The organism is Amycolatopsis tucumanensis, assembly GCF_021654135.1.
In the GTDB taxonomy this organism is placed as follows: domain Bacteria; phylum Actinomycetota; class Actinomycetes; order Mycobacteriales; family Pseudonocardiaceae; genus Amycolatopsis_E; species Amycolatopsis_E tucumanensis.
Window position 1 is genome coordinate 75,336 of sequence record NZ_JAKGSD010000003.1, and the last position, 18,828, is coordinate 94,163.

Here is an 18,828-nt window from a genome sequence, read left to right on the forward strand (position 1 = left end):
GCGTACCACTTCGGTGCTGGGGTGGCGCCATGAGAACGAAGAAGTGGCTGCTGACCTGCGGCGTGCTCGCGGTGATCGCGATCGTCACGGCAGCGATCGTGGTGCTGCGTGGCCGCCCGGGCGGCGCACCCGCCGGGGACGGTGTCGCGGCGGCGGTCGGGCAGTACCTGCGCGCGTGGTCGGCAGGCGACGACCGGCAGGCCGGTGCGCTGACCGACGATCCCCGTGGCGCCGGCACGGTGCTCGCCGCGTCCCGGTCGGGTCTCGGGGCCTCCGCGGTGACGGCGACGCTCCAGGACGTCAGCGGCGACACCGCGCGCGTCCGTGTCGAGTGGACACTGGGTCAGGGCCGGGTGTGGACCTACGACACCGCGCTGACCGTCGTCCCGGGTGACGACGCGCCACGCGTGCACTTCACCCCGGCGGCGATCCACCCCGAGCTCGGCGAGGGCGACCGGCTGGTCACGCGCTCCGCGGCCGCCGGGGTCGCCCTCGTGGACCGGGACGGCGAGCCGTTGCTGCGGTGGGGCACGAGCGGCCCGGAGGCCGTCGAACCGTCGCTCGCGCCGTTGATCCTGCCCGGGCTCGGGCGACTGCTCGCGATCGACAGCACTGCCTGGACCGTGTCGCGCGTCGACCGGCAGGGCCGGGAAGAAGTGCTCCACCGCGCCGGGCAGCCGCCCGCAGCGCCGATGAGAACCACGCTGAGCCGCACCGTTCAGCGGGCGGCGCAGGCGGCGGTGGACGGTGCGCCGGGGCCCGCGATGCTGGTCGTGATCCAGCCGTCCACCGGGGACATCCTGGCCGTGGCGCAGAACGCGCAGGTCACCGACGGCAACCCGCTGACCGGCCTGTACGCCCCGGGATCCACGTTCAAGATCGCCACCGTGACCGCGGCGCTGGAACGGGGACTCACTAGCGCGGACGAGCAACTGCCGTGCCCGGCGACTGTCCGGATCGGGCAGCGGACCATTCCCAACGAGGACCTGTTCGCCTTTCCCTCGCTGCCGTTGCACTCGGCGTTCGCGCACTCGTGCAACACGACCTTCGCGCAGCTGGCTTCGCGGCTGCCCGCGGACGGGCTGGCCGAGGCGGCCGGACGGCTGGGCCTGAACGCCGACTTCACCATCCCGGGCATCACCACCGAGGCGGGCAAGGTGGTTCCCGCGACCGGCTCGGCCGATCAGGTCGAGTCGGCGATCGGCCAGGGCTCGGTGCAGGCCAGCCCGTTCGGACTGGCGTTGATGGCGGCGACCGTCGCGGCGGGCGAACCCGTGACGCCGCAACTGGTTCGCGACCGCCCCACGACGGTCAACGAGGGTTACACCGCGCCGTCCCGGAACGTGATCGCCGAGCTGCGGACGATGATGCGGGAGGTCGTCACCGGCGGCACCGCGACCGGCCTGCGGGCGAGCGGAACCGTGCACGGCAAGACGGGCACGGCGCAGTACGGCGACGGCAGCCAGGCGAACGGCTGGTTCGTGGGCTACCGGGGGGACGTCGCGTTCTCGGCGCTGACCCTCGCGACCAACTCGTCGAAGCCCGCCGTCGCGCTGTCCGCGGCCTTCCTGAACCGGCTGCCCTGACCGCCGTGCGGCCCGAAAGATCCGCTTCGCGCCCCGTTCACCCTGGCGACCGGCCCCATCCACCGGCGGTGGCTAGACAGTGTCGGTGCCGGAGAAGGGAAACCGATGAAACGACTGCTGTTGCTGATCTTCGCCGTGGTCGTGGCGGGCGGTGCGCTGCCTGCGACGGCGGCGCCGCGGGTGCAGCCGCTCGAACACGCCCACGCCCACAACGACTACGAGCACGACCGCCCGCTGGCGGATGCTCTCGACCACGGCTTCACCTCGGTCGAGGCCGACGTGTGGCTGGTGGACGACGAACTGCGGGTGGCGCACGACCTCGTCGACGCGCGGCCCGGGCGCACCCTGACCAGCCTGTACCTGAAGCCGCTCGCCCAGCGGGTGCACGCGGGCGGCGGCCGGGTCTACCCGCGGTGGCGCGGGTCGTTCCAGCTGCTGATCGACATCAAGAGCGACGGCCCGTCGACGTACCAGGCCGTGGACGCGGCGCTGCGCGAGTTCCGGTTCATGCTCACGCGGTGGACCAACGGGCACGAGCGCAGCGGCGCGGTCGAGGTGGTCATCAGCGGCAACCGGCCGCGCGCGGACATGCTGGCGCAGCGCAGCAGGCTGGCGGGCTACGACGGACGGCTGGCCGACCTGGGCACCGGCACGCCGGCCGGTTTCATGCCGCTGGTGAGTGACAACTGGAGCAACGCCTTCACGTGGCAGGGCGTGGGCCCGATGCCGGCGGCCGAGCGGGCGAAGCTGCAGGGGATCGTCGCGCAGGCGCACGAGGCCGGCTACCGGATCCGCTTCTGGGCGACGCCCGACACGCCGGGCGCCGCGCGGGAGGCGGTGTGGCGGGAGCTGCTGGCGGCCGGGGTGGACCACATCAACACGGACGACCTGGCCGGGCTGCGGGAGTTCCTGCTGGCCAACGACCCAGCCGAGCGCCGGGTGGCTTGATCCGGTTGGTGAGGGCGGCTTGAGCCGTTTCACCACGGACGGTGGTGGCTGGGCGCGGGCGGCGGCTTGGTTTCGGCGGACGGGCCGCCGCCGGCGCTGCGGTGCATGGACTGGCCGGCCGCCGGATCTTCAGGTGGGTGGGGGCGGGGTGGCCCGTCACCATCGGTGGGTGGGAAACGAACTGCCGGTGGGCCGGACGGTTGAACCCGAGTCGGCTGGGCTCCGGCCCGCCGTCAGGGGCGGCGGGGTCGCGCGGCCCGGCCGAATCCCCCGGTCCTCCCGGCGGCTCGGCGACCTCGCCCCGCACCGCGGCTCGGCCGATCGGCCCGGTCCCGGTGGCCCGGCCGAGCGTCAGGCGGCTTGAGCCGTTTCACCACGGGAAGGTGGTGGCTGGGCGCGGGCGGCGGCTTGGTTTCGGGGGCAGGGCCGCCGGCGCTGGGATGAATAACCCACCCGGCCTGCGGCGGAACGGACGGTTGAACCCGAGTCGGCTGGGCTCCGGCCCGCCGCCAGCGGCGGCGGGGTCGCACGGCCCGGCCGCGGGATTTCCTGCTGGCCAACGACCCGGCCGAGCGCCGGGCGGCTTGATCCGGTTGGTGAGGGCGGTGCGAGCCGCCCTCACCAACCGTCCGGAACTCGCTGTCCGTCAACCAGTCCTACGCAGCCGGATCGAACGGAATCCCCGCCGGCTTGGCCTTCGTCAGGTTGCTCGCGAACGCGCTGTCCTTGATCGCGAAGCTCGCGGATCCGAAGTCCGCACCCATCAACCGGTCGCGGATGCCCGCCGGGTAGTTGTCCCAGCTCACCAGGTCCGGGTACTGCCACGTGCCGTAGTGGTTTTCCGGCGTCTCGGTCATCCCCGCGAGGCGGAAGCAGTGCGTGCTCGCGCCGTCCTTGTGGTAGACGACCTTCGCGTGCGTGCCGTCCCAGCCGACCTGCGCGCGCGGGTAGGTGGAGTACTCGCCGTGCGCCGACACCGACACGTACTCCGCCTGGCCGCCCTGCACCCAGACCACCACGTGCTCGATGTCGTGCCGGTGCCCGCAGCAGTCGATGCCCGGCACCGCCTGGTCCTTCTCGAAGTACAGGTCGTAGACGTAGGCGCACCAGCCGTTGTTGCACTTCGACCGCGAGTACGAGTTCGTGTTGTCCAAATCGGACTGGTCGTGGCAGTTGCCGTTCAGGGCGCCGGAGTTGTTGAGCCCCGGGTTGAGCGTGCCGTCCGGGCCGATGGCGGGCGTCGGGTAGCAGCCGTCGCCGTCGTAGTCGAACGCGGGCTGCCACTTGCCGTCCTCGGCGGCGTAGCTCGCGGGAAGCGCTTTCGGCGGCTCGGCCCACGCGGCGGCGGGCAGCAGGACGGTGAACAGGGTCGCGATCACGGTGACGACAGCGGCTCTTCTCGCGCGCATGACTGACCTTTCCCTCGGCGATCTCGTGGGAAAGTACCGGGATCGATCCACAGCCGGTGGTCCCGCGCGTGAACAAGTGCTTACGGACCGCTCCCGAGTTGCGCTACTCTCCAGTAGGTAGCCGCTTCCAACGGAGGAAGACCATGCGTGCTCGCGCGTTCCTGCTCGGTGCCCTCATGCTCGCCGCCGCGCCCACGGCCGCCACCGCCGAGCCGGCCCTGCAGGAGGTCCTGCTCGTCGGCAACAACTGGGAGGGCACGGCCGACGTCCTCGCCTCGACCGGGGACTTCCACCGCATCGGCCGGATCGACGTCGTCCCGGACAAGGACGAGCGGCTGCGCGAGATCTACCTCAACCCGGTCCGGCTCGCGTTCTTCCTGGGCATCCGCGAGACCGTGGGCGAGGGGCACGACCAGTTCGTCGACGACATGTACTCCACCCCCGACGGCTCCGCGATCGTGGTGTCCCGCCCCAGTTTCGCCGACGTGGTCTCGATCGACACCGGCACCGGCGCGATCAACTGGCGCTTCCCGGTCTCCGGTTTCCGCGCCGACCACATGGCCGTCTCGCCGGACGGGCTGCGGGTCGCGGTGTCGGCGTCCACCAGCAACCGGGTGCACGTGCTGGACATCCGCACCGGCGCGGAACTGGGCTCGTTCGCCACCGGCGACAAGCCGCACGAAAACGTTTTCTCCGCCGACGGCCGCTACCTGTGGAACATGTCCATCGGGGAGGTCAACAACGACCTCGACGCGCCGTTCCTGGACCCGCTGAAGGGCGATCGCCGCATCACCGTGGTCGACGCCACCACGTTCCGGCAGGTGCGGATCATCGACATGCGGCCGCGGCTGGACGCCTTCGGGGCCGACAACTCCGACGCCGTGCGCCCGGTCGCGTTCAGCCCGGACGAGTCGGTGCTCTACTTCCAGGTGTCGTTCTTCAACGGCTTCTTCGAGTACGACGTGCCCGGCGACCGGATCACCCGCGTGAAGACGCTGCCGAAGAACCCGGCGACCAGCGACGACCGCACCACGTTCGTCAACGACTCGCGCCACCACGGCCTGTCGATGAACCCCGCGGGCACGAAGCTGTGCGTGGCGGGCACGATGGACGACTACGCGACGGTGGTCGACCGCGCCACCCTGCGGGAGGGCCCGCTGGTGACGGCGAGCAAGCCGTACTGGGCCACGGTCAGCGGCGACGGCGCCGCGTGCGTCATCTCCGAGAGCGGGACCGACCAGGTGACCGCGATCGACTTCGCGACCGGGCAGAAGATCACGTCCGTGCCGGTGGGCGACCACCCGCAGCGGGTGCGGCTGGCTCACCTCCCGGCTGGCTGGACCGGGGTCTGACCGGTCAGGTCTTCTTGCGGCGCGCGGTGGCCGAGCGCGGCGGAGCGGCGCGCATCCGCTCGCGCACCCCGCTCAGGATGCCGCTCAGGGTGGTGAGGTCCCGCCGGGACAGCCCCTCGAACAGCATCGTGCGCACCACGTCGACGTGGCCGGGCAGGACGCGGTTCACCATGTCCCGGCCGGCGTCGGTGATCGTCACCGTCACGCTGCGCTCGTCGTCCTCGGACTGGCGGCGCGTGACCAGCCCGGCCTTGTCCAGCAGCCCGGCCTGGTAGGTCAGGCCGCTGCGGCTGTAGACGACCCCGTCGGCCAGGTCGGTCATCCGCTGGCTGCCGCCGGGGGAGTTCGCGAGCCGGGCGAGGATCTGGAACTGCACCCAGCTCAGCGGCCCGCTCGCGCGCAGCTGCTGCTCCACCGCGTGCTGCAGGAGGCTGCTGACCTCCATCAGCGCGAAGTACGCGTCCAGCTGCTCCGAGTCGAGTGCGTCGTGGCTCACGCCCGGAATTCTACTTGCTTCGACTTCGAAGCGAGCTATGGTCGGGATGTGCTTCGAATTCGGAGCAAATGTCGAATCGAGGAGTGATCATGAGAGCAGTGCGGTACAGCGAGTACGGCGGCCCGGACGTCCTGCGCCACGAGGAGGCCGAGCGGCCCCAGCCAGGGCCGGGCCAGGTGCTGGTGCGGGTCGCGGGCACCAGCTTCAACGGTGTGGACGCCCTGGTCCGCGCCGGTGTGCTGCAGGAGGTCTTCCCGGTGCGCCTGCCCCACATCCCGGGCGTGGACGTGGCCGGGACCGTCGAGGAGACCGGCGACGGCGTGACCGGCTTCCGGCCCGGCGACGCGGTGATCGGGTTCCTGCCGATCGTCGACGGCGGCGCGGCGGCCGAGTACGTGCTGGCCCCGGCCGAGGTGCTGGCGGCCGCGCCGGAGTCCGTTCCGCTGGCCGACGCCGCGGCGCTTCCGGTGGTGGGCCTCACCGCGTGGCAGGGGCTGTTCGAGCTCGGCCAGGTGCGGCCGGGACAGCGCGTGCTGGTGCACGGCGCGGGCGGCGCCGTCGGCGGTTACGCGGTGCAGCTGGCGGCCCAGGCCGGGGCGACGGTCATCGCCACCGCCCGCGACGAGCACGCCGATCGGCTACGGTCCAACGGCGCGGCGCAGGTCGTCGGCCGCGAGGCGTTCGGCGAGGTGCGGGAGCCGGTCGACGTGGTGCTGAACCTGGCGCCGGAGACCCCGCCCGAGCTGACCGCGCTGGTGCGCGCGGGCGGGATCGTGGTGACCAGCGCGACGCCGCCGGAACCCGACGAGGCCCGCGGCGTGCGCGCCGAGCGTGTGTTCGTCCGCAGCGACGCCGCGCAGCTCCGGCACCTCGCGGAGGAGGTCGACGCCGGGCGGCTGCGCATCCACGTCGCCGACCGCCGCCCGCTCGCCGAACTGCCCGCGGTCCACGAGGCGGCCGGCGCCGGGAAGCTCGCCGGCAAGACGGTGCTCGTGCCCTGACCGGCGGTCAGGCGGTGGGCACCGGGTCGGCGGGCTCCTCCCGGGGAGCCCCCTTGCGGTTCCTGGTCCGGCGCCGGACCAGGAACACGACCACCACCAGTCCACACAGGACGATCACCAGCGGCACCCACGGCACTGCCCACCCGTTCCCGGTGGCCGCCACGGCGGGCAGCACCGCCGTCGAACCGGCCGCGTCGGTCAGCAGCGGGGTGAGCGTGACGCTCCCGGCCAACCACACCGCGGGCACCACCCCGTGCACCGGAACCGAGACCGGCCACTTCTCCCCGGGCAGCAGGGACGGCGTGTCGGCGACCGGATCCGCCGCGCGGGACCAGCTGCCGAACGGCCCCGACACCGAGGCCGACTGCCGCACCGCGACGATCGCGTTCCCGGTGTTGTGCACCGTGTACGTCAGCACCGCGTCGCCACCCGAGTAGTCCACGCGGACGTCCTCGGCCGAGACACCGGGCGCCAGCGCGCCCCCGACGCGCAGCCGGATCCGGATGCCCACCCGCCGCTCCACACCGTCCTGGACCAGCGACGTCACGATGCCGCCCATCCGGTCGCCCGGCGTCGCTCCGGCGGGCACCGCCAGCGTGAACGACACCTCGCTCGACTGTCCCGGTTGGACGGTCACGCTGCCGGTCGCCGGGGACACCCACGCGCCGACACCCGTCGACGCGGTGTCCCGGGTGAGGAGGTCCAGCTTGCCCTGCGCGGTGGTGAACGCGTCGGCGGCGTAGACGGCCAGTTCGAGCGGCGCACTGCCGTTGTTGGTGACGACCAGGCCGTCCGTGAGCTGTTCGCCCGGGTCCAGGGTGTAGTTGTAGTTCACCCGGTCCGAGCCGAACTCGCCGTCGGCCGTCGCCACCGACCAGGGCACGTCGTCCTGCGCGGCGGCGGGCACCGCGCCCGTCAGCACGGCGAACAACGCGGCCGCCGCCGCGGCGGCCGCTCGAAGAGTCAGCATGGGACAGTCCTAACCGGAGAGGGCGGGCGCCCCGGGGGGACGCCCGCCCGGTGGAAAACTCAGCTCAGCGCGGTGACGGTGGCCTTGCCGTCCCTCGGCTCCTGGCCGACCCAGTCGGGACGGCCAGGCTTACCGCCGTGGCCGTGACCCCGGTCGCCGGTGGTGTGGATGACCACCTTGTCGACGAGCGAGCCGACCGGCCGCGCGGGCGTCGCGCCGCTGTCCGGCCCGCACCACGACACCCGGCCCAGCTCCACCGCGGCGTTCGGCGCCGCACAGGTGCCGCTGCGCACGTTCTCGACCACGAGCTTGTCGTCGCGCACCTGGACCTTCACGTAGGTGCGGACGTGCTCCTGGTTCTCCACCGAGTTGGCCCAGTGGTGGTCCGGGTTCAGCGGGTCCGGACCGTAGTCCGGGTCCTTGCTGGTGTCCGGCGCGGTCAGGTCGTAGTACTTCGAGCCGGACGCCGAGTTCGCCGTCACGTAGATGACGCCGCCCGGGCCCTGGACCACCTGCGTGGCGCCGGGCTGCTCGGCCGGGTTCGCCTTCTGCCCGTTCTTGATCTCGTAGCTGCGCGAGTAGCTGTGGTCGTGGCCCTGCAGGACCAGGTCGACCCCGAGGTTGGAGAACGCGGTGGGGAAGTCCTTGCGGCGCTGCTGGTTGTCCGTGTCGTTGGCGTGGTCGGCGGGCGAGTAGATCGAGTGGTGGTAGACGAGCACGATGTGCTTGGCGTCCTGGCCGTGCTCGTGGATCACGTCGGTGACGTAGCCGATGTGCGCCTCGTCCGAACCGGCGGCGTAGGCGTTGCTGTTCAGGTCGACGAACAGCACGTCCTTGTAGATGTACCAGTAGTCGCCGCCGGAGCGCGCCGCGGCGTCACCGTTGTAGAACGGCGCGGAGCGGTCCGTGTTCGGGGTCCAGAAGTGCTGCTCGTAGGCCTTGCCGCCGACGTCGTGGTTGCCGATCGTGGCCGCCCACGGGTACTGGCGCAGCCTGTCGGAGGCGAGGAACGCGTCCCACTGCGTCTCGTTGTTCGCCGACTCGACCTGGTCGCCGCCGGAGACCAGCAGCTCGGCGTCCGGGTTCGCGGTCAGCGCCACGTTCAGCGTGTCCGCCCAGCCCGCGCCGTCGCGGGCGGTGTCGCCGGACGAGCCGATCTGCGGGTCGCCGAAGAACAGGAAGTCGAAGTCGCCCTTGAACTTCTGCGTGCGGAACGTGTAGACGGGCGACCAGCCGCCCTCGGTGCCGACGCGGTAGGCGTACTCGGTGTTCTGCTTCAGGCCGTTGATGGTGGCGTGCCCGTTGTAGCCGCCGTTGACCGTGTTCGCGGCGACGGTGGCGGGGAACGTGGTGGCGTTGCGGGGGAATTGCCCGTTGCGCACCTTGGACGCCGGGGCGACCTGCACGACCTGGGCGGTGTTCGCCGAGGTGTACCAGCTCACGACGCGCTGCGACTCGGTGGCGCCGACGCCCAGGACGATCCCGGCCGGCTTGGCGGTTTCGGCGGCGCCGGCCGTGGTGACCAGACTGCTGCCGAACACCACCGTGACGCCGAGGACCGCCGCGGCGGCGCCGCGGGCCACGCGACGCCGATCGCCCGATCTGGAGTTTTTCATCAGTTCCGTCCGTTTCGGATTCGACGGGGTTGGGAAGATCGACTGGAGCGTCGTCCGCGTCCGTGTGGCGCAGGTGAACGGAACCGGTCGCACCGGTGTCCGGTCCTCGAAGAACGTGAGGTCACAGACCGGAAATCCGCTCGGCGAACCACAAAAGCCCCATCACCGTCACGCCCGCGGCGATCGCGCCGGTGGCCCAGCGGCCGACGACCGGCGAGCGGCGGCGCAGCAGCGCCAGCAACGGGAAGGCGATCGCGATGATCGCCAGCTGCACCACCTCGATGCCGACGTTGAACACCAGCAGCGACCACAGCAGCGACCACGACCACGCCTGCTCGATGCCCAGCGCGCCGGCGAAACCGAGTCCGTGCACGAGTCCGAAGCAGAACGTCACCCCGAGGCGCGCCCACCCGGTGCGGTCCAGCGCGAAGCGGCCGGACGCCTCCAGATCGATCGCGTCCGCGCCGCGCCGCCACCACCGCCACAGCGGCCAGGCGGCGACGATCGCGATCGACAACGCGATCACCGGTTCGACGAACGCGTCCGGCACCCGGACTGCCCCGAGCGCGGCGAGGATGAAGGTGATCGAGTGGGCGAGCGTGAACGTGGTGGCCGCCAGCACGATCTCGCGCGGGCGGCGGGAACCGGCGATCAGCGCCAGCAGGAACAGGATGTGGTCGATCCCGGTGAGCAGGTGCTCGGCGCCCAGCCGGAAGAACTCCCAGAACCGCTGCGCCCCGGACTGTTCGGTGGAGAACGACGGGTGCGCCGCGTCCAGCGCGGCGCTGCCCGAGGCCAGGTCCAGGTCGTAGGTCACGATGGTCTTGGTGTCGCGGACGTAGCCTTCGCCGTCGGGGAACAGTCCACTGCGGACCTCGTGCACCGTCGAAATCGGACACCGGACATCCAGGACGAGACGGGCGTACGGGACGCCTTCCCGTTCCTCCATGGTGAATCCGCCGTCCTGCACCGGGGTGCAGGCGCTGCCCTGCGCGGTCACGGCGAAGCGCTCCGCCACGTACTTCAGGACAGTGCCGGCGTGCGCGTCCAGTGCGGCGGCCTGCGCGACGGGATCACGGGCCTCGAACGCCGCGGTGCCCTGGTGGAACAGCGGATCGTCGTCCTCGTAGTCGGCGGCGGAGACGACCAGCAGGTCGTACTCCAGTCCCAGTTCGACGCGGACGTGCCCGGGTCCGGGCGAGGTGAGTCCGGCGTAGACGGTCGAGGTGAACCCGTGCGCGGCGGCCGGCGCGGCGGTCAGGACGAGAGCCACGGCCGCGGCGGCGACAGCGAAAGCGGCGCGTCTGAGGGGGCGGGACATGTCCGCACACTGCTCGCCGGAGGTGAACGGCCGACGGCTGCCGGGCGAACAGGCGGCGGACGGATCCCGACGACAGCCGCCGCGCCGCCGCTGACCGGGTAGGAATGGGACATCCCCTGTCCCCGTGGAGGAAGATTCCCGTGCGCGTTCCCGCTGCCGGTGTGCTCGCCGCGATCGCCGTGCTGCTGACCGGGTGCGGCCCGGCCGACGACTGGTCCGGACCACACGCGGCGCCTGGTCCGGTCGGGACACTCGCGCCCGGCTTCGTGACCGCGCCGCCCACCCCGGAGGCGACGATCACCCCGAGCCCCGGCTCGTGGGACGGCGTGCACCCGGCGCCCGGTTACCGCGTCGTCCTGCTCACCGCGGGGGACGACGCGCCGACGAAGACGCTCACCGACGCCGTGACCGCGTGGGCGGAGGCGGAAGAGGTCAGCCTGAAGACGGTCACGGCCACCGGGCCGGACGACTACGTCCCGGGCATCAGCCGGGCGATGGACCTGAAGCCGGACCTGATCATCGCGGCGGGCAACGCGCTGGTCGACCCGCTCGCGCTGGTCACCGCCAGCCACCTGGACCAGCAGTTCCTGGTGCTCGGCGCGGAACTGGCCGAGCCGACGGAGAACGTGACGGCGGCGAACTGGCCCGGCGCCTCCTTCCGCGGCGAAGGCCTGGACATGTCCTCCTCCTTCGACGCGGCGTCGTTCACGCCCGCCCGGGCCGCCGCCGCGGTCCGGGCCGGCGTGGCGAGCGTCCTCAACCACCTGACGGGCATCGTCGTCCGGCTCCCGTAGGGTCACCGCCGCAGCTCGGCCACCTTGTCCAGCCAGCCCAGCTTGTGCGGGTTGTTGATGCCGTAGATGCGGGTGATCCGGCCGTCCTCGACGACGAGGCTCAGCGCGGCGGCGGCGCCAGCCACGTCGAGCCGGACGCCCGGCATGCCGTTGACCCAGGTCGCGCTCGCGGTGAAGCCGGTGAGCTCGGCGGCGCGCGCGAGCAGCGTCGCGACCCGCTCGGCGCCGACGACCGGCTTGCGCGCGGCGGGCACCACGCCGCCGCCGTCGGAGATCACGACCACGTCCGGGGCGAGCACGTCGACCAGGCCCTGCACGTCGCCGTTGGACACGGCGGCGAGGAAGCGCTCCACGGCCGCCTCCTGCTGCGCCCGGTCGACCTGCATGCGCGGCCGCCGGGCGGCGACGTGCTCGCGGGCGCGGTGCGCGATCTGCCGCACCGCGGCGGTGCTCTTGCCGAGCGCCTCGGCGATCTCGCCGTAGGGCACGTCGAACACGTCGTGCAGCACGAACACCGCCCGCTCGGCCGGCCCCAGCGTCTCCAGGACGGTGAGCATCGCGATCGACACGTTCTCCGCGAGCTCCACGTCCTCGGCCACGTCGGGGGTGGTGAGCAGCGGTTCGGGCAGCCACTCGCCGATGTAGTCCTCGCGCCGCCGGTACACCGAGCGGAGCCGGTTCAGCGCCTGCCGCGTCACCACGCGGACCAGGTAGGCCCGCGGGTCCCGCACCTCCGCCTGGTCCACGTCGGCCCAGCGCAGCCAGGTCTCCTGCACGACGTCCTCGGCGTCGGCGGCGGAGCCGAGCATCTCGTAGGCCACGGTGAACAGCAGGCTGCGGTGGGTGACGAACGGGTCGGTCAACGTTCCTCCTCTGGTCGTTGCCCATCCAGACACCGGCGGCCGTCCGGATGTGACATCACCGCTCCCGCCGGCCGTCGGCGATGGCCCTCAGCGCGGACTTGAAGACGCGGTAGGTGTCGTCGCCCAGCTCGCGGCGGTGCCGGTCCTCGATGACGGCGAGGATGGCGTGCGCCTTGGCAATCTCGTCCAGCCCGGTCTCGTCCAGCCCCGTCTCGCTCGGCCCGGTCTCGCTCAGCATGACGAGCTTCGCGCGGCGTCGCCGGTCAGCACGGCCAGCACCGTGCCGTCCCGGGTTCACCTGGGGTGGCCCTGCTCGCCGAGGCGGTGGAACAGCTCCTCCCGCAGCCTGCGGCTCAGTCGTCCGATCAGCATCCCCATGTCCGGCTCCCGTTCGGTCATCGCACACTCTGTTGGTAATGAATCTTGACTGAGCACCGTCGACTACAGCATCACTCGCACGCTCGACGCCCCGGTCAGCAAGGTCTGGGACGCCTGGACGGTGTCGGAGAACTACGGCAAGTGGGCCGGCGCCGAGGAGGTCGACCTGGACGTGCGGCCAGGCGGGGCGTGGAGATCGGTCATGGTCATCCCCGGCGGCACCCGCGTCCCGCTGACCGGGTCCTACGCCGAGGTCGAACCGGGCAAGCGGCTGGTCATCGGGATGGACGTGCCCGGCCGCGACGAGCAGTCGCTCATGGTCGTGGAGTTCGCCGCGGACGGCGACCGCACCGAGATCACCCTCTCCCAGACCTTCGGCCGGGCTGAGGACCGCGGCCAGGCCGAGCAGCGCAGCACACCATGCTGCTGGACGGCCTGACCGCCTACCTGGCGAACGCCTGAAGCAGGACCCGCCGGCTCGGGGCGCCCCGCGTCCTCAGTCCCGGGACGCCCCATCCGCTCGGTGATCTTCCTCGCGACGCTCGCCGTGGACGGCGGCAGGTCCCGCTCTAACGGCGGGCCCGCTCGCCGCGACCTAGGAGCATGGACGACGCCGACCTGTGGCGGGCCGTCGACACCCAGCGCGTGGCGATCGCGGACCTGCTGGACGACCTGACCGACGACGAATGGGCCCACCCGTCGCTGTGCGAGGGGTGGACGGTGCGGGACGTCGCGGCGCACCTGGCCAGCCAGTACCGGATCCGGTTGCGGGACGCGCTCGCCGGGGCGATCCGGGCGCGCGGCAACATCGACCGCGCGATCCACGACGCCGCCTGCGCCTACCGCAAGCCCGCGCCGGAGCTGGTGGCGGAGATCCGGGACCTGGCCGGGTTCCGCCGCATCCCGCCCGGCATCGGCCTGGAGGAGGTGCTGATCGACATCCTCGTCCACGGCCTGGACATCGCGTTGCCGCTGGGCCGGTCACTCGCCGTGCCGCCGGACGCCGCCGCGCACGTCGCGCAGCGGCTGTGGGACAAGCCGCGCATGTTCCACGCGCGCCGGCACTTCGGCGGGCGCCACTACCGGGCCACCGACACCGGCTGGTCGGCGGGCGACGGCCCCGAGGTGAGCGGCCCGGCGTGGGCGATCATGCTGCTGTTCGCCGGGCGCCCTGCCGCGCGGGCGCACCTCACCGGCCTGCGGTAGTCAGCCGGTGACGTCGAGCGCGGCGCGGACGATGCTGTCGCTGTCCAGGCCGTGGTGCCGGTAGACGTCTTCGAGCGAGCCGGACTGGCCGAAGCCCGTCACGCCGAGCGCCGTCGTCCGGACGCGGTTGATCGTGGCGAGGAACGCCAGCGTGTGCGGATGTCCATCCAGGACGGTCACCAGGGGAGCGGCGCGGTCGGCGGGGAAGGCGGCGTCCAGGATCCAGGTGTCGGCCCGTTCGTGGCCCTGCCGGGCCCGGACCGCGCGGTGGAGCAGGTCGGGGCTGGTCACGCACACGACGTCGGCCGGGACGCCGATCTGGTCGAGCCGGGCCGCGGCGTCGAGGGCCTCGGGCACGAGCGCGCCCATCACGGCGATGGTGACGGCCGCGCCCTCCGCGCGGCGCAGCGGATACGCGCCGGCGACGACCTGGCGGCGGCGCCGTTCGCGGGCGGCCGGGTCCGACGGCACGTCGGCGAGGGTCTGGTCGACCGGGCGGGTGGACAGCCGCAGGTAGGCCGAGCTGCCGCCGGGCTTGCCGAGCTGGGCCATCGCCGCGAGCAGCGTCCACTCGGCGTCGATCGCGAACGCGGGTTCGTAGGAGAGGCAGCCGGGCTGTTCCAGTCCGATCGACGGGGTCTTGATGGACTGGTGCGCGCCGCCCTCGGGGGCGAGGGTCACGCCGGACGGGGTGCCGATGAGGATGGACTGGCCGCCGGCGTAGATGCCGTAGGACCACGGTTCGAGCGCGCGCTCGACGAACGGGTCGTAGAGCACGCCGATGGGCAGCAGCGGCTGGCCCCAGCGGCTCCAGGTGGCGCCGAGCTCGCCGAGCAGGCCGACGAGGTTGGTCTCGGCGATGCCCAGTTCGATGTGCTGGCCGGTCGGCCGTTCCCGCCAGTGCAGGATGGTTTCGCTGTCGTCGGCGAACCAGTCCGGTCGTTCCTGGACGGACCAGACGCCGACCTTGTTGACCCAGCCGCCGAGGTTGGTGGTGGAGCTGACGTCGGGGCTGACCGTGACGACGCGGCGCGCGGTGTCCGGGGCTTCGCGGGTGAGGTCGAGCAGGGCGCGGCCCAGCGCGGCCTGGGTGGTCGCGGTGCCGGTGGGGGTGCGGCCGAAGTCCGACGGCACCGGCGGCGGAGCCGCGGCCGGGATTTCCGGGCGGCGCAAGCGTTTCGCGGTGGCCCGGCAGAGCTCCTGTTCGGGGCTGCCGTCGGCGAAGGGGCGCCAGGGGTCGTCGAGGTCGGTGCCCAGCCGCTCGGCGAGTTCCCGCATCTGGGCGTCGGTGAGCAGGGCGGAGTGGTTCTGCGGGTGGCCCTTGGTGGCCAGGCCGTGACCCTTGATCGTGTAGGCGAAGACGACCGTCGGGCGGGTGTCGTCGATCGCGGCGAAGGCCTGGTCGAGGGCGGTGAGGTCGTGGCCGCCGAGGTTGGCGATCGCGTTAGTGAGGGTGGTGTCGTCGAGGTCGTCGAGCAGGGCCGCGATGGCGGGGCTGTCACCGGGCAGCCGGCGGCGCAGTTCGGCGGCGTCGCAGCGCAGCAGGCGCTGGTACTCCGGGTTGGGCATGGCGTCGATGCGCTGCCGCAGTTCCGCGCCGCCGGGGCGGGTGAACAGTTCTTCCAGCAGGCGGCCGTACTTGAGGACGATGACCTGCCAGCCCGCGGCGGCGAACATGCCCTGCAGCTTGTCGGCGGCGATGTTGGGCACGACGCGGTCCAGGGACTGGCGGTTGAGGTCGACGATCCAGACGATCTCGCCGAGCTCGGCCACGCCCGGGTCGAGAACGGCCTCCCACACCGCGCCTTCGTCCAGTTCGGCGTCGCCGACGAGCGAGTACTGGCGGCCGGTGCCCGCGCCGCCGAACTTGGTGTCGACGTAGCGCCGGGAGACGGCGCCCCAGATCGGGGCGGTGGCGCCGATGCCGACCGAGCCGGTCGAGTAGTCGGCCGGGTCGGGGTCCTTGGTGCGGCTGGGGTAGCTCTGCAGCCCGCCGAACTCGCGCAGCCGCGGCAGGTAGGACGCGTCCAGCTCGCCGAGCAGGTGGTTGATCGCGTGCAGCACCGGCGAGGCGTGCGGCTTGACCGAGACGCGGTCCGCCGGGCGGAGGTGGTTGAACCACAGTGCGGTCATGATGGAGACCATCGACGCCGACGACGCCTGGTGGCCGCCGACCTTGAGCCCCGACGGGTTCGGGCGCACGCGGTTGGCGTGGTGGATGATCGCGCTGGACAGCCACAGCACCCGGTCCTCGACCGCGCGCAGCACGTCGGTGGCGGGTGTGGTCGTGGTGGGGGTGCTCATCGGGCCGTCCTCGATCCGGGTGCAGGTTGCTCACAGTGAACCAACCTGCTGAACTGTTGCTCAACACCCCGGCTGGAAATTGAGCAATCTGCCCAGCGCCGGAGCTGGTGTGCGAGGGAGAGGCGAGCACAATGCCCCAGGACGGCTTCGTCGACGCGGTGGACGCCCGGATCCTGCTGGAACTGGCCGAGCACCCGCGCGCGACCACGCTCGCGATCGCCGACCGGGCCGGGATCTCCCGCAACACCGCGCAAACCCGGATAGCGCGCCTGGAGGCCGGCTCGCTGGACTCGTTCGAACGGCGGATCTCACCGGCCGCGCTCGGGTACCCGCTGACCGCGTTCATCACGGCGCAGGTGACGCAACGGCTGCTGGACGAGGTGGCCGCCGCGCTCGCCGGGGTGCCCGAGGTGCTGGAGGTGCAGGGAATCTCCGGGCCGGTCGACCTGATGGTGCACGTGGTGGCGCGCGACGCCGACGACCTGTACCGGATCGCCGGGCTGATCCTCGCCATCCCCGGCGTGGAGCGCACCAACACGGCCTTGGTGATGCGCCAGCTGGTCGACTACCGGATCAAGCCGCTGCTCCACCAGGCGGCGGGGCCGAGTTAGCGGCCCGGGCGGCCGCGCTCGCGGCGGATGCGCAGAAGCACGCCCAGCACGAAGCCGAACACCGCGCTGCCGGCGACGGGCAGGAACCACGGGGCGCTCGGGTAGATGCGGAACCCGACCACGACGCAGACGACCAGGACCACCGCGCCTGCCGCGGCGGCCGTGTAGGAGCGTCGTCGAGTCACGTGCCCTCCCGGGCCTGGGCCAGCCGCGGCGGCAGGGTGCGAGGGGGTGTGTCACTCCGGTTCGGCGGGAACCGCGGCGAGCGCCGTTGAGCTACGTGCCCCGGCGACGTCATGCCAGCTCGGCGGAAACCACCGCGGGCAGGTCGCGCAGGCGGGCCAGCAGGTGGTCGATCTCGTCCCCCGGCAGCAGGACCGCGCAGACCATGCTGCTCTCCCGGACGCCCTCGCGGATGTCGACCGACAGTTCGTGCACCGGGCGGCCCTGCTGGGACAGGGCGCCGATCAGGGCGGGGACCTGCGTGGCGCCGCCGGTGAAGTAGGTGGCGATGCGGCGCCGGACGAGCATCGTCGAACGCGGGGCCGGGGTGTGGAACGTGCTGACGGACATGGCGGATCTCCAGGAAGATCGAGAAACCGGACGGATCCGGGCCAGGTCCCGAAAAAGCGATCGCCGACACTGCGCGCCGGCGACCTGGGTTCAGCCGGCGCGCCGGGCTACGAGTCGCTGGGACGTCAGGCGCTGCACGGCGCAAGATTAACACGACACCGGCCCGATCGCCGACACCCCGGCCCGGGGTGCCGACGACGGGTGCTACCGGGTCACCCGGAACCGCAGGTGTGTCGCGGCCGGTGTGACGAGCACGTCGGTGCGTTCCAGCTCGACCGCCGACGGCAGGGTGTCGAAGAGCCGCGTGCCGCCGCCGATCAGGAGCGGGACCACGTGCACGTGGATCTCGTCCACCAGCCCGAGCGGGAGCGCCTGCTGCAGCACGGTCGCGCCGTGCAGTCCGACGAACTTGTCCCCGGCGGCCTCCTGCGCCGAACCGATCGCGGCAGCCACCCCGTCGCTGAACGTGTACCCCGACGGGTACCGCTCGGGCGGCTCGCGGTGGGTGACGACGAAACACGGGACGCCGGGCAGCGGGCCGCCCTCGCCCCAGATGTCGACGCACTTGTCGAACGACTTTCGGCCCATCACCACCGCGCCGGTGACGTCGATCGCCTGTCGCAGCAACGCCCTGTCGTCGTCGGTGGCCGCGTCGAACAGCCAGTCGTGCAGCGTGCCGGCGCCGTCGCCGAACGGGTTGTCGCGGCTGTCGTTCGGCCCGGTGACGTAACCGTCGAGCGAAACCGACATGTCGGAGATGACGAGTGCCATGGAACTGCCCCTTCCGTGGATGTTGTCACTCCTGCGTCGGACGAGCGTGCTCGGATTCGACAACCCGGTACCGCAGGTGGGTCGCGTCGTGCCCGTCCAGCCGGCGGGTCAGTCGTAGTTCGGCGGCGTGGCCATCGAACAGGCGGCGGCCCGCGCCGAGCAGGACCGGGACCAGGTGGATCTCCAGTTCGTCGAGCTCACCGGCGGCCAGCAGCGCCTGGGCCGCGCCCGCGCCGTGCACCAGGATCGCCTCCTCGCCCGCCGCGGCGCGGGCGTCGGCCACGCAGGCCGCCACCTCGGTGTAGTAGCGGGCGCTCCCGGGCGGCTCGTCGTCGGGGTGGTGGGTCAGCACGTGGATCGGCACGCCGTCGTGGTGGTCGCCCTGCCAGCGCCCTGCCAGCTCGAACGTCCGCCGCCCGGTGATCACCGCCCTGGTGGCCATCGCTTCGGCGAACACCTGGCCGTCCGGGCCGGGCGACTCACGCCGGTCCAGCCAGTTGAACAACCGCCCGCCGCCGCGGCCCAGTTCTTGTCCGGGGCGATCGTCGGGGCCCGCGATGTAGCCGTCCAGCGACATCGCCATGTACAGCCGGGTCAGTGCCATCGGACCGTCCTTCCGCTCGGGTGTC

Annotated in this window: 20 protein-coding genes; 8 read left to right on the forward strand and 12 right to left on the reverse strand. The window is 72.3% G+C overall.

Annotation, left to right across the window (positions count from 1 at the left end; translation table 11 throughout):
• Positions 1–29: 29 nt before the first annotated feature.
• Both L2C96_RS05470 and L2C96_RS05475 read left to right on the forward strand, forming a co-directional pair.
• Positions 30–1,586, forward strand: coding sequence for a penicillin-binding transpeptidase domain-containing protein (locus L2C96_RS05470; protein WP_237335391.1), 1,557 nt, complete (start codon positions 30–32; stop codon positions 1,584–1,586).
• A 105-nt stretch (positions 1,587–1,691) separates the two neighbouring features.
• Positions 1,692–2,534, forward strand: a complete 843-nt coding sequence (locus L2C96_RS05475) for a phosphatidylinositol-specific phospholipase C/glycerophosphodiester phosphodiesterase family protein (protein WP_237335392.1) — start codon at positions 1,692–1,694, stop codon at positions 2,532–2,534.
• A gap of 656 nt (positions 2,535–3,190) precedes the next feature.
• On the opposite strand, the gene L2C96_RS05480 is transcribed toward L2C96_RS05475, so the two are convergent.
• Positions 3,191–3,943, reverse strand: a complete 753-nt coding sequence (locus tag L2C96_RS05480; protein WP_237335393.1) for an NPP1 family protein — start codon at positions 3,941–3,943, stop codon at positions 3,191–3,193.
• Between the two features lie 143 nt (positions 3,944–4,086).
• Here L2C96_RS05480 and L2C96_RS05485 point away from each other — a divergent pair, with 143 nt between their 5' ends.
• A complete protein-coding gene (locus L2C96_RS05485; RefSeq protein WP_237335394.1) occupies positions 4,087–5,295 on the forward strand; it encodes a YncE family protein in 1,209 nt (402 codons plus the stop codon).
• 4 nt (positions 5,296–5,299) lie between these two features.
• Here the strand turns inward: L2C96_RS05485 and L2C96_RS05490 are convergent, their stop codons facing one another.
• The gene (locus L2C96_RS05490) at positions 5,300–5,791 is read right to left on the reverse strand and encodes a MarR family winged helix-turn-helix transcriptional regulator (protein ID WP_020420869.1); all 492 of its coding nucleotides are present in this window, start codon (positions 5,789–5,791) and stop codon (positions 5,300–5,302) included.
• 89 nt (positions 5,792–5,880) lie between these two features.
• Here L2C96_RS05490 and L2C96_RS05495 point away from each other — a divergent pair, with 89 nt between their 5' ends.
• Positions 5,881–6,792 (forward strand): NADP-dependent oxidoreductase, encoded by a 912-nt coding sequence (locus L2C96_RS05495; protein WP_237335395.1) that lies wholly within the window; start codon positions 5,881–5,883, stop codon positions 6,790–6,792.
• A 7-nt stretch (positions 6,793–6,799) separates the two neighbouring features.
• Here the strand turns inward: L2C96_RS05495 and L2C96_RS05500 are convergent, their stop codons facing one another.
• From L2C96_RS05500 to L2C96_RS05510, 3 genes are all read right to left on the reverse strand, one after another.
• The gene (locus L2C96_RS05500; RefSeq protein ID WP_237335396.1) at positions 6,800–7,762 is read right to left on the reverse strand and encodes a WxL protein peptidoglycan domain-containing protein; all 963 of its coding nucleotides are present in this window, start codon (positions 7,760–7,762) and stop codon (positions 6,800–6,802) included.
• Positions 7,763–7,821: 59 nt separating this feature from the next.
• Positions 7,822–9,378 (reverse strand): purple acid phosphatase family protein, encoded by a 1,557-nt coding sequence (locus L2C96_RS05505; RefSeq protein ID WP_237335397.1) that lies wholly within the window; start codon positions 9,376–9,378, stop codon positions 7,822–7,824.
• A 121-nt stretch (positions 9,379–9,499) separates the two neighbouring features.
• Positions 9,500–10,699, reverse strand: a complete 1,200-nt coding sequence (locus L2C96_RS05510) for a HupE/UreJ family protein (RefSeq protein ID WP_020420873.1) — start codon at positions 10,697–10,699, stop codon at positions 9,500–9,502.
• A 140-nt stretch (positions 10,700–10,839) separates the two neighbouring features.
• Between L2C96_RS05510 and L2C96_RS05515 the strand changes: the two genes are divergently transcribed.
• A complete protein-coding gene (locus L2C96_RS05515) occupies positions 10,840–11,493 on the forward strand; it encodes a type 1 periplasmic-binding domain-containing protein (protein WP_027936268.1) in 654 nt (217 codons plus the stop codon).
• A 2-nt stretch (positions 11,494–11,495) separates the two neighbouring features.
• Here L2C96_RS05515 and L2C96_RS05520 read toward each other — a convergent pair whose 3' ends face one another.
• Both L2C96_RS05520 and L2C96_RS05525 read right to left on the reverse strand, forming a co-directional pair.
• Positions 11,496–12,356 carry an RNA polymerase sigma-70 factor gene (locus L2C96_RS05520; protein ID WP_020420875.1) on the reverse strand — a complete coding sequence of 287 codons (861 nt, stop codon included), beginning with the start codon at positions 12,354–12,356 and terminating at the stop codon, positions 11,496–11,498.
• A gap of 55 nt (positions 12,357–12,411) precedes the next feature.
• A complete protein-coding gene (locus L2C96_RS05525; RefSeq protein WP_237335398.1) occupies positions 12,412–12,594 on the reverse strand; it encodes a hypothetical protein in 183 nt (60 codons plus the stop codon).
• 210 nt (positions 12,595–12,804) lie between these two features.
• Between L2C96_RS05525 and L2C96_RS05530 the strand changes: the two genes are divergently transcribed.
• Positions 12,805–13,173: an SRPBCC family protein gene (locus tag L2C96_RS05530; protein WP_308191136.1), complete on the forward strand. Its 369-nt coding sequence runs from the start codon at positions 12,805–12,807 to the stop codon at positions 13,171–13,173.
• 164 nt (positions 13,174–13,337) lie between these two features.
• Positions 13,338–13,940 (forward strand): maleylpyruvate isomerase family mycothiol-dependent enzyme, encoded by a 603-nt coding sequence (locus tag L2C96_RS05535; RefSeq protein WP_020420877.1) that lies wholly within the window; start codon positions 13,338–13,340, stop codon positions 13,938–13,940.
• Here the strand turns inward: L2C96_RS05535 and L2C96_RS05540 are convergent, their stop codons facing one another.
• Positions 13,941–16,244, reverse strand: a complete 2,304-nt coding sequence (locus tag L2C96_RS05540; protein WP_237335400.1) for a thiamine pyrophosphate-binding protein — start codon at positions 16,242–16,244, stop codon at positions 13,941–13,943.
• A 131-nt stretch (positions 16,245–16,375) separates the two neighbouring features.
• Here L2C96_RS05540 and L2C96_RS05545 point away from each other — a divergent pair, with 131 nt between their 5' ends.
• Complete coding sequence (locus L2C96_RS05545) at positions 16,376–16,855, forward strand: Lrp/AsnC family transcriptional regulator (protein WP_237335401.1); 480 nt, start codon at positions 16,376–16,378, stop codon at positions 16,853–16,855.
• Here L2C96_RS05545 and L2C96_RS05550 read toward each other — a convergent pair.
• From L2C96_RS05550 to L2C96_RS05565, 4 genes are all read right to left on the reverse strand, one after another.
• A complete protein-coding gene (locus tag L2C96_RS05550; protein ID WP_157358708.1) occupies positions 16,852–17,040 on the reverse strand; it encodes a hypothetical protein in 189 nt (62 codons plus the stop codon). The genes L2C96_RS05545 and L2C96_RS05550 overlap by 4 nt on opposite strands.
• 109 nt (positions 17,041–17,149) lie before the next feature.
• On the reverse strand, positions 17,150–17,428 hold the full coding sequence (locus L2C96_RS05555) for a hypothetical protein (RefSeq protein ID WP_237335402.1): 279 nt from the start codon (positions 17,426–17,428) through the stop codon (positions 17,150–17,152).
• A 204-nt stretch (positions 17,429–17,632) separates the two neighbouring features.
• Positions 17,633–18,199 carry a dihydrofolate reductase family protein gene (locus L2C96_RS05560; RefSeq protein WP_237335403.1) on the reverse strand — a complete coding sequence of 189 codons (567 nt, stop codon included), beginning with the start codon at positions 18,197–18,199 and terminating at the stop codon, positions 17,633–17,635.
• Positions 18,200–18,224: 25 nt separating this feature from the next.
• On the reverse strand, positions 18,225–18,803 hold the full coding sequence (locus tag L2C96_RS05565; protein ID WP_237335404.1) for a dihydrofolate reductase family protein: 579 nt from the start codon (positions 18,801–18,803) through the stop codon (positions 18,225–18,227).
• Positions 18,804–18,828 lie beyond the last annotated feature (25 nt).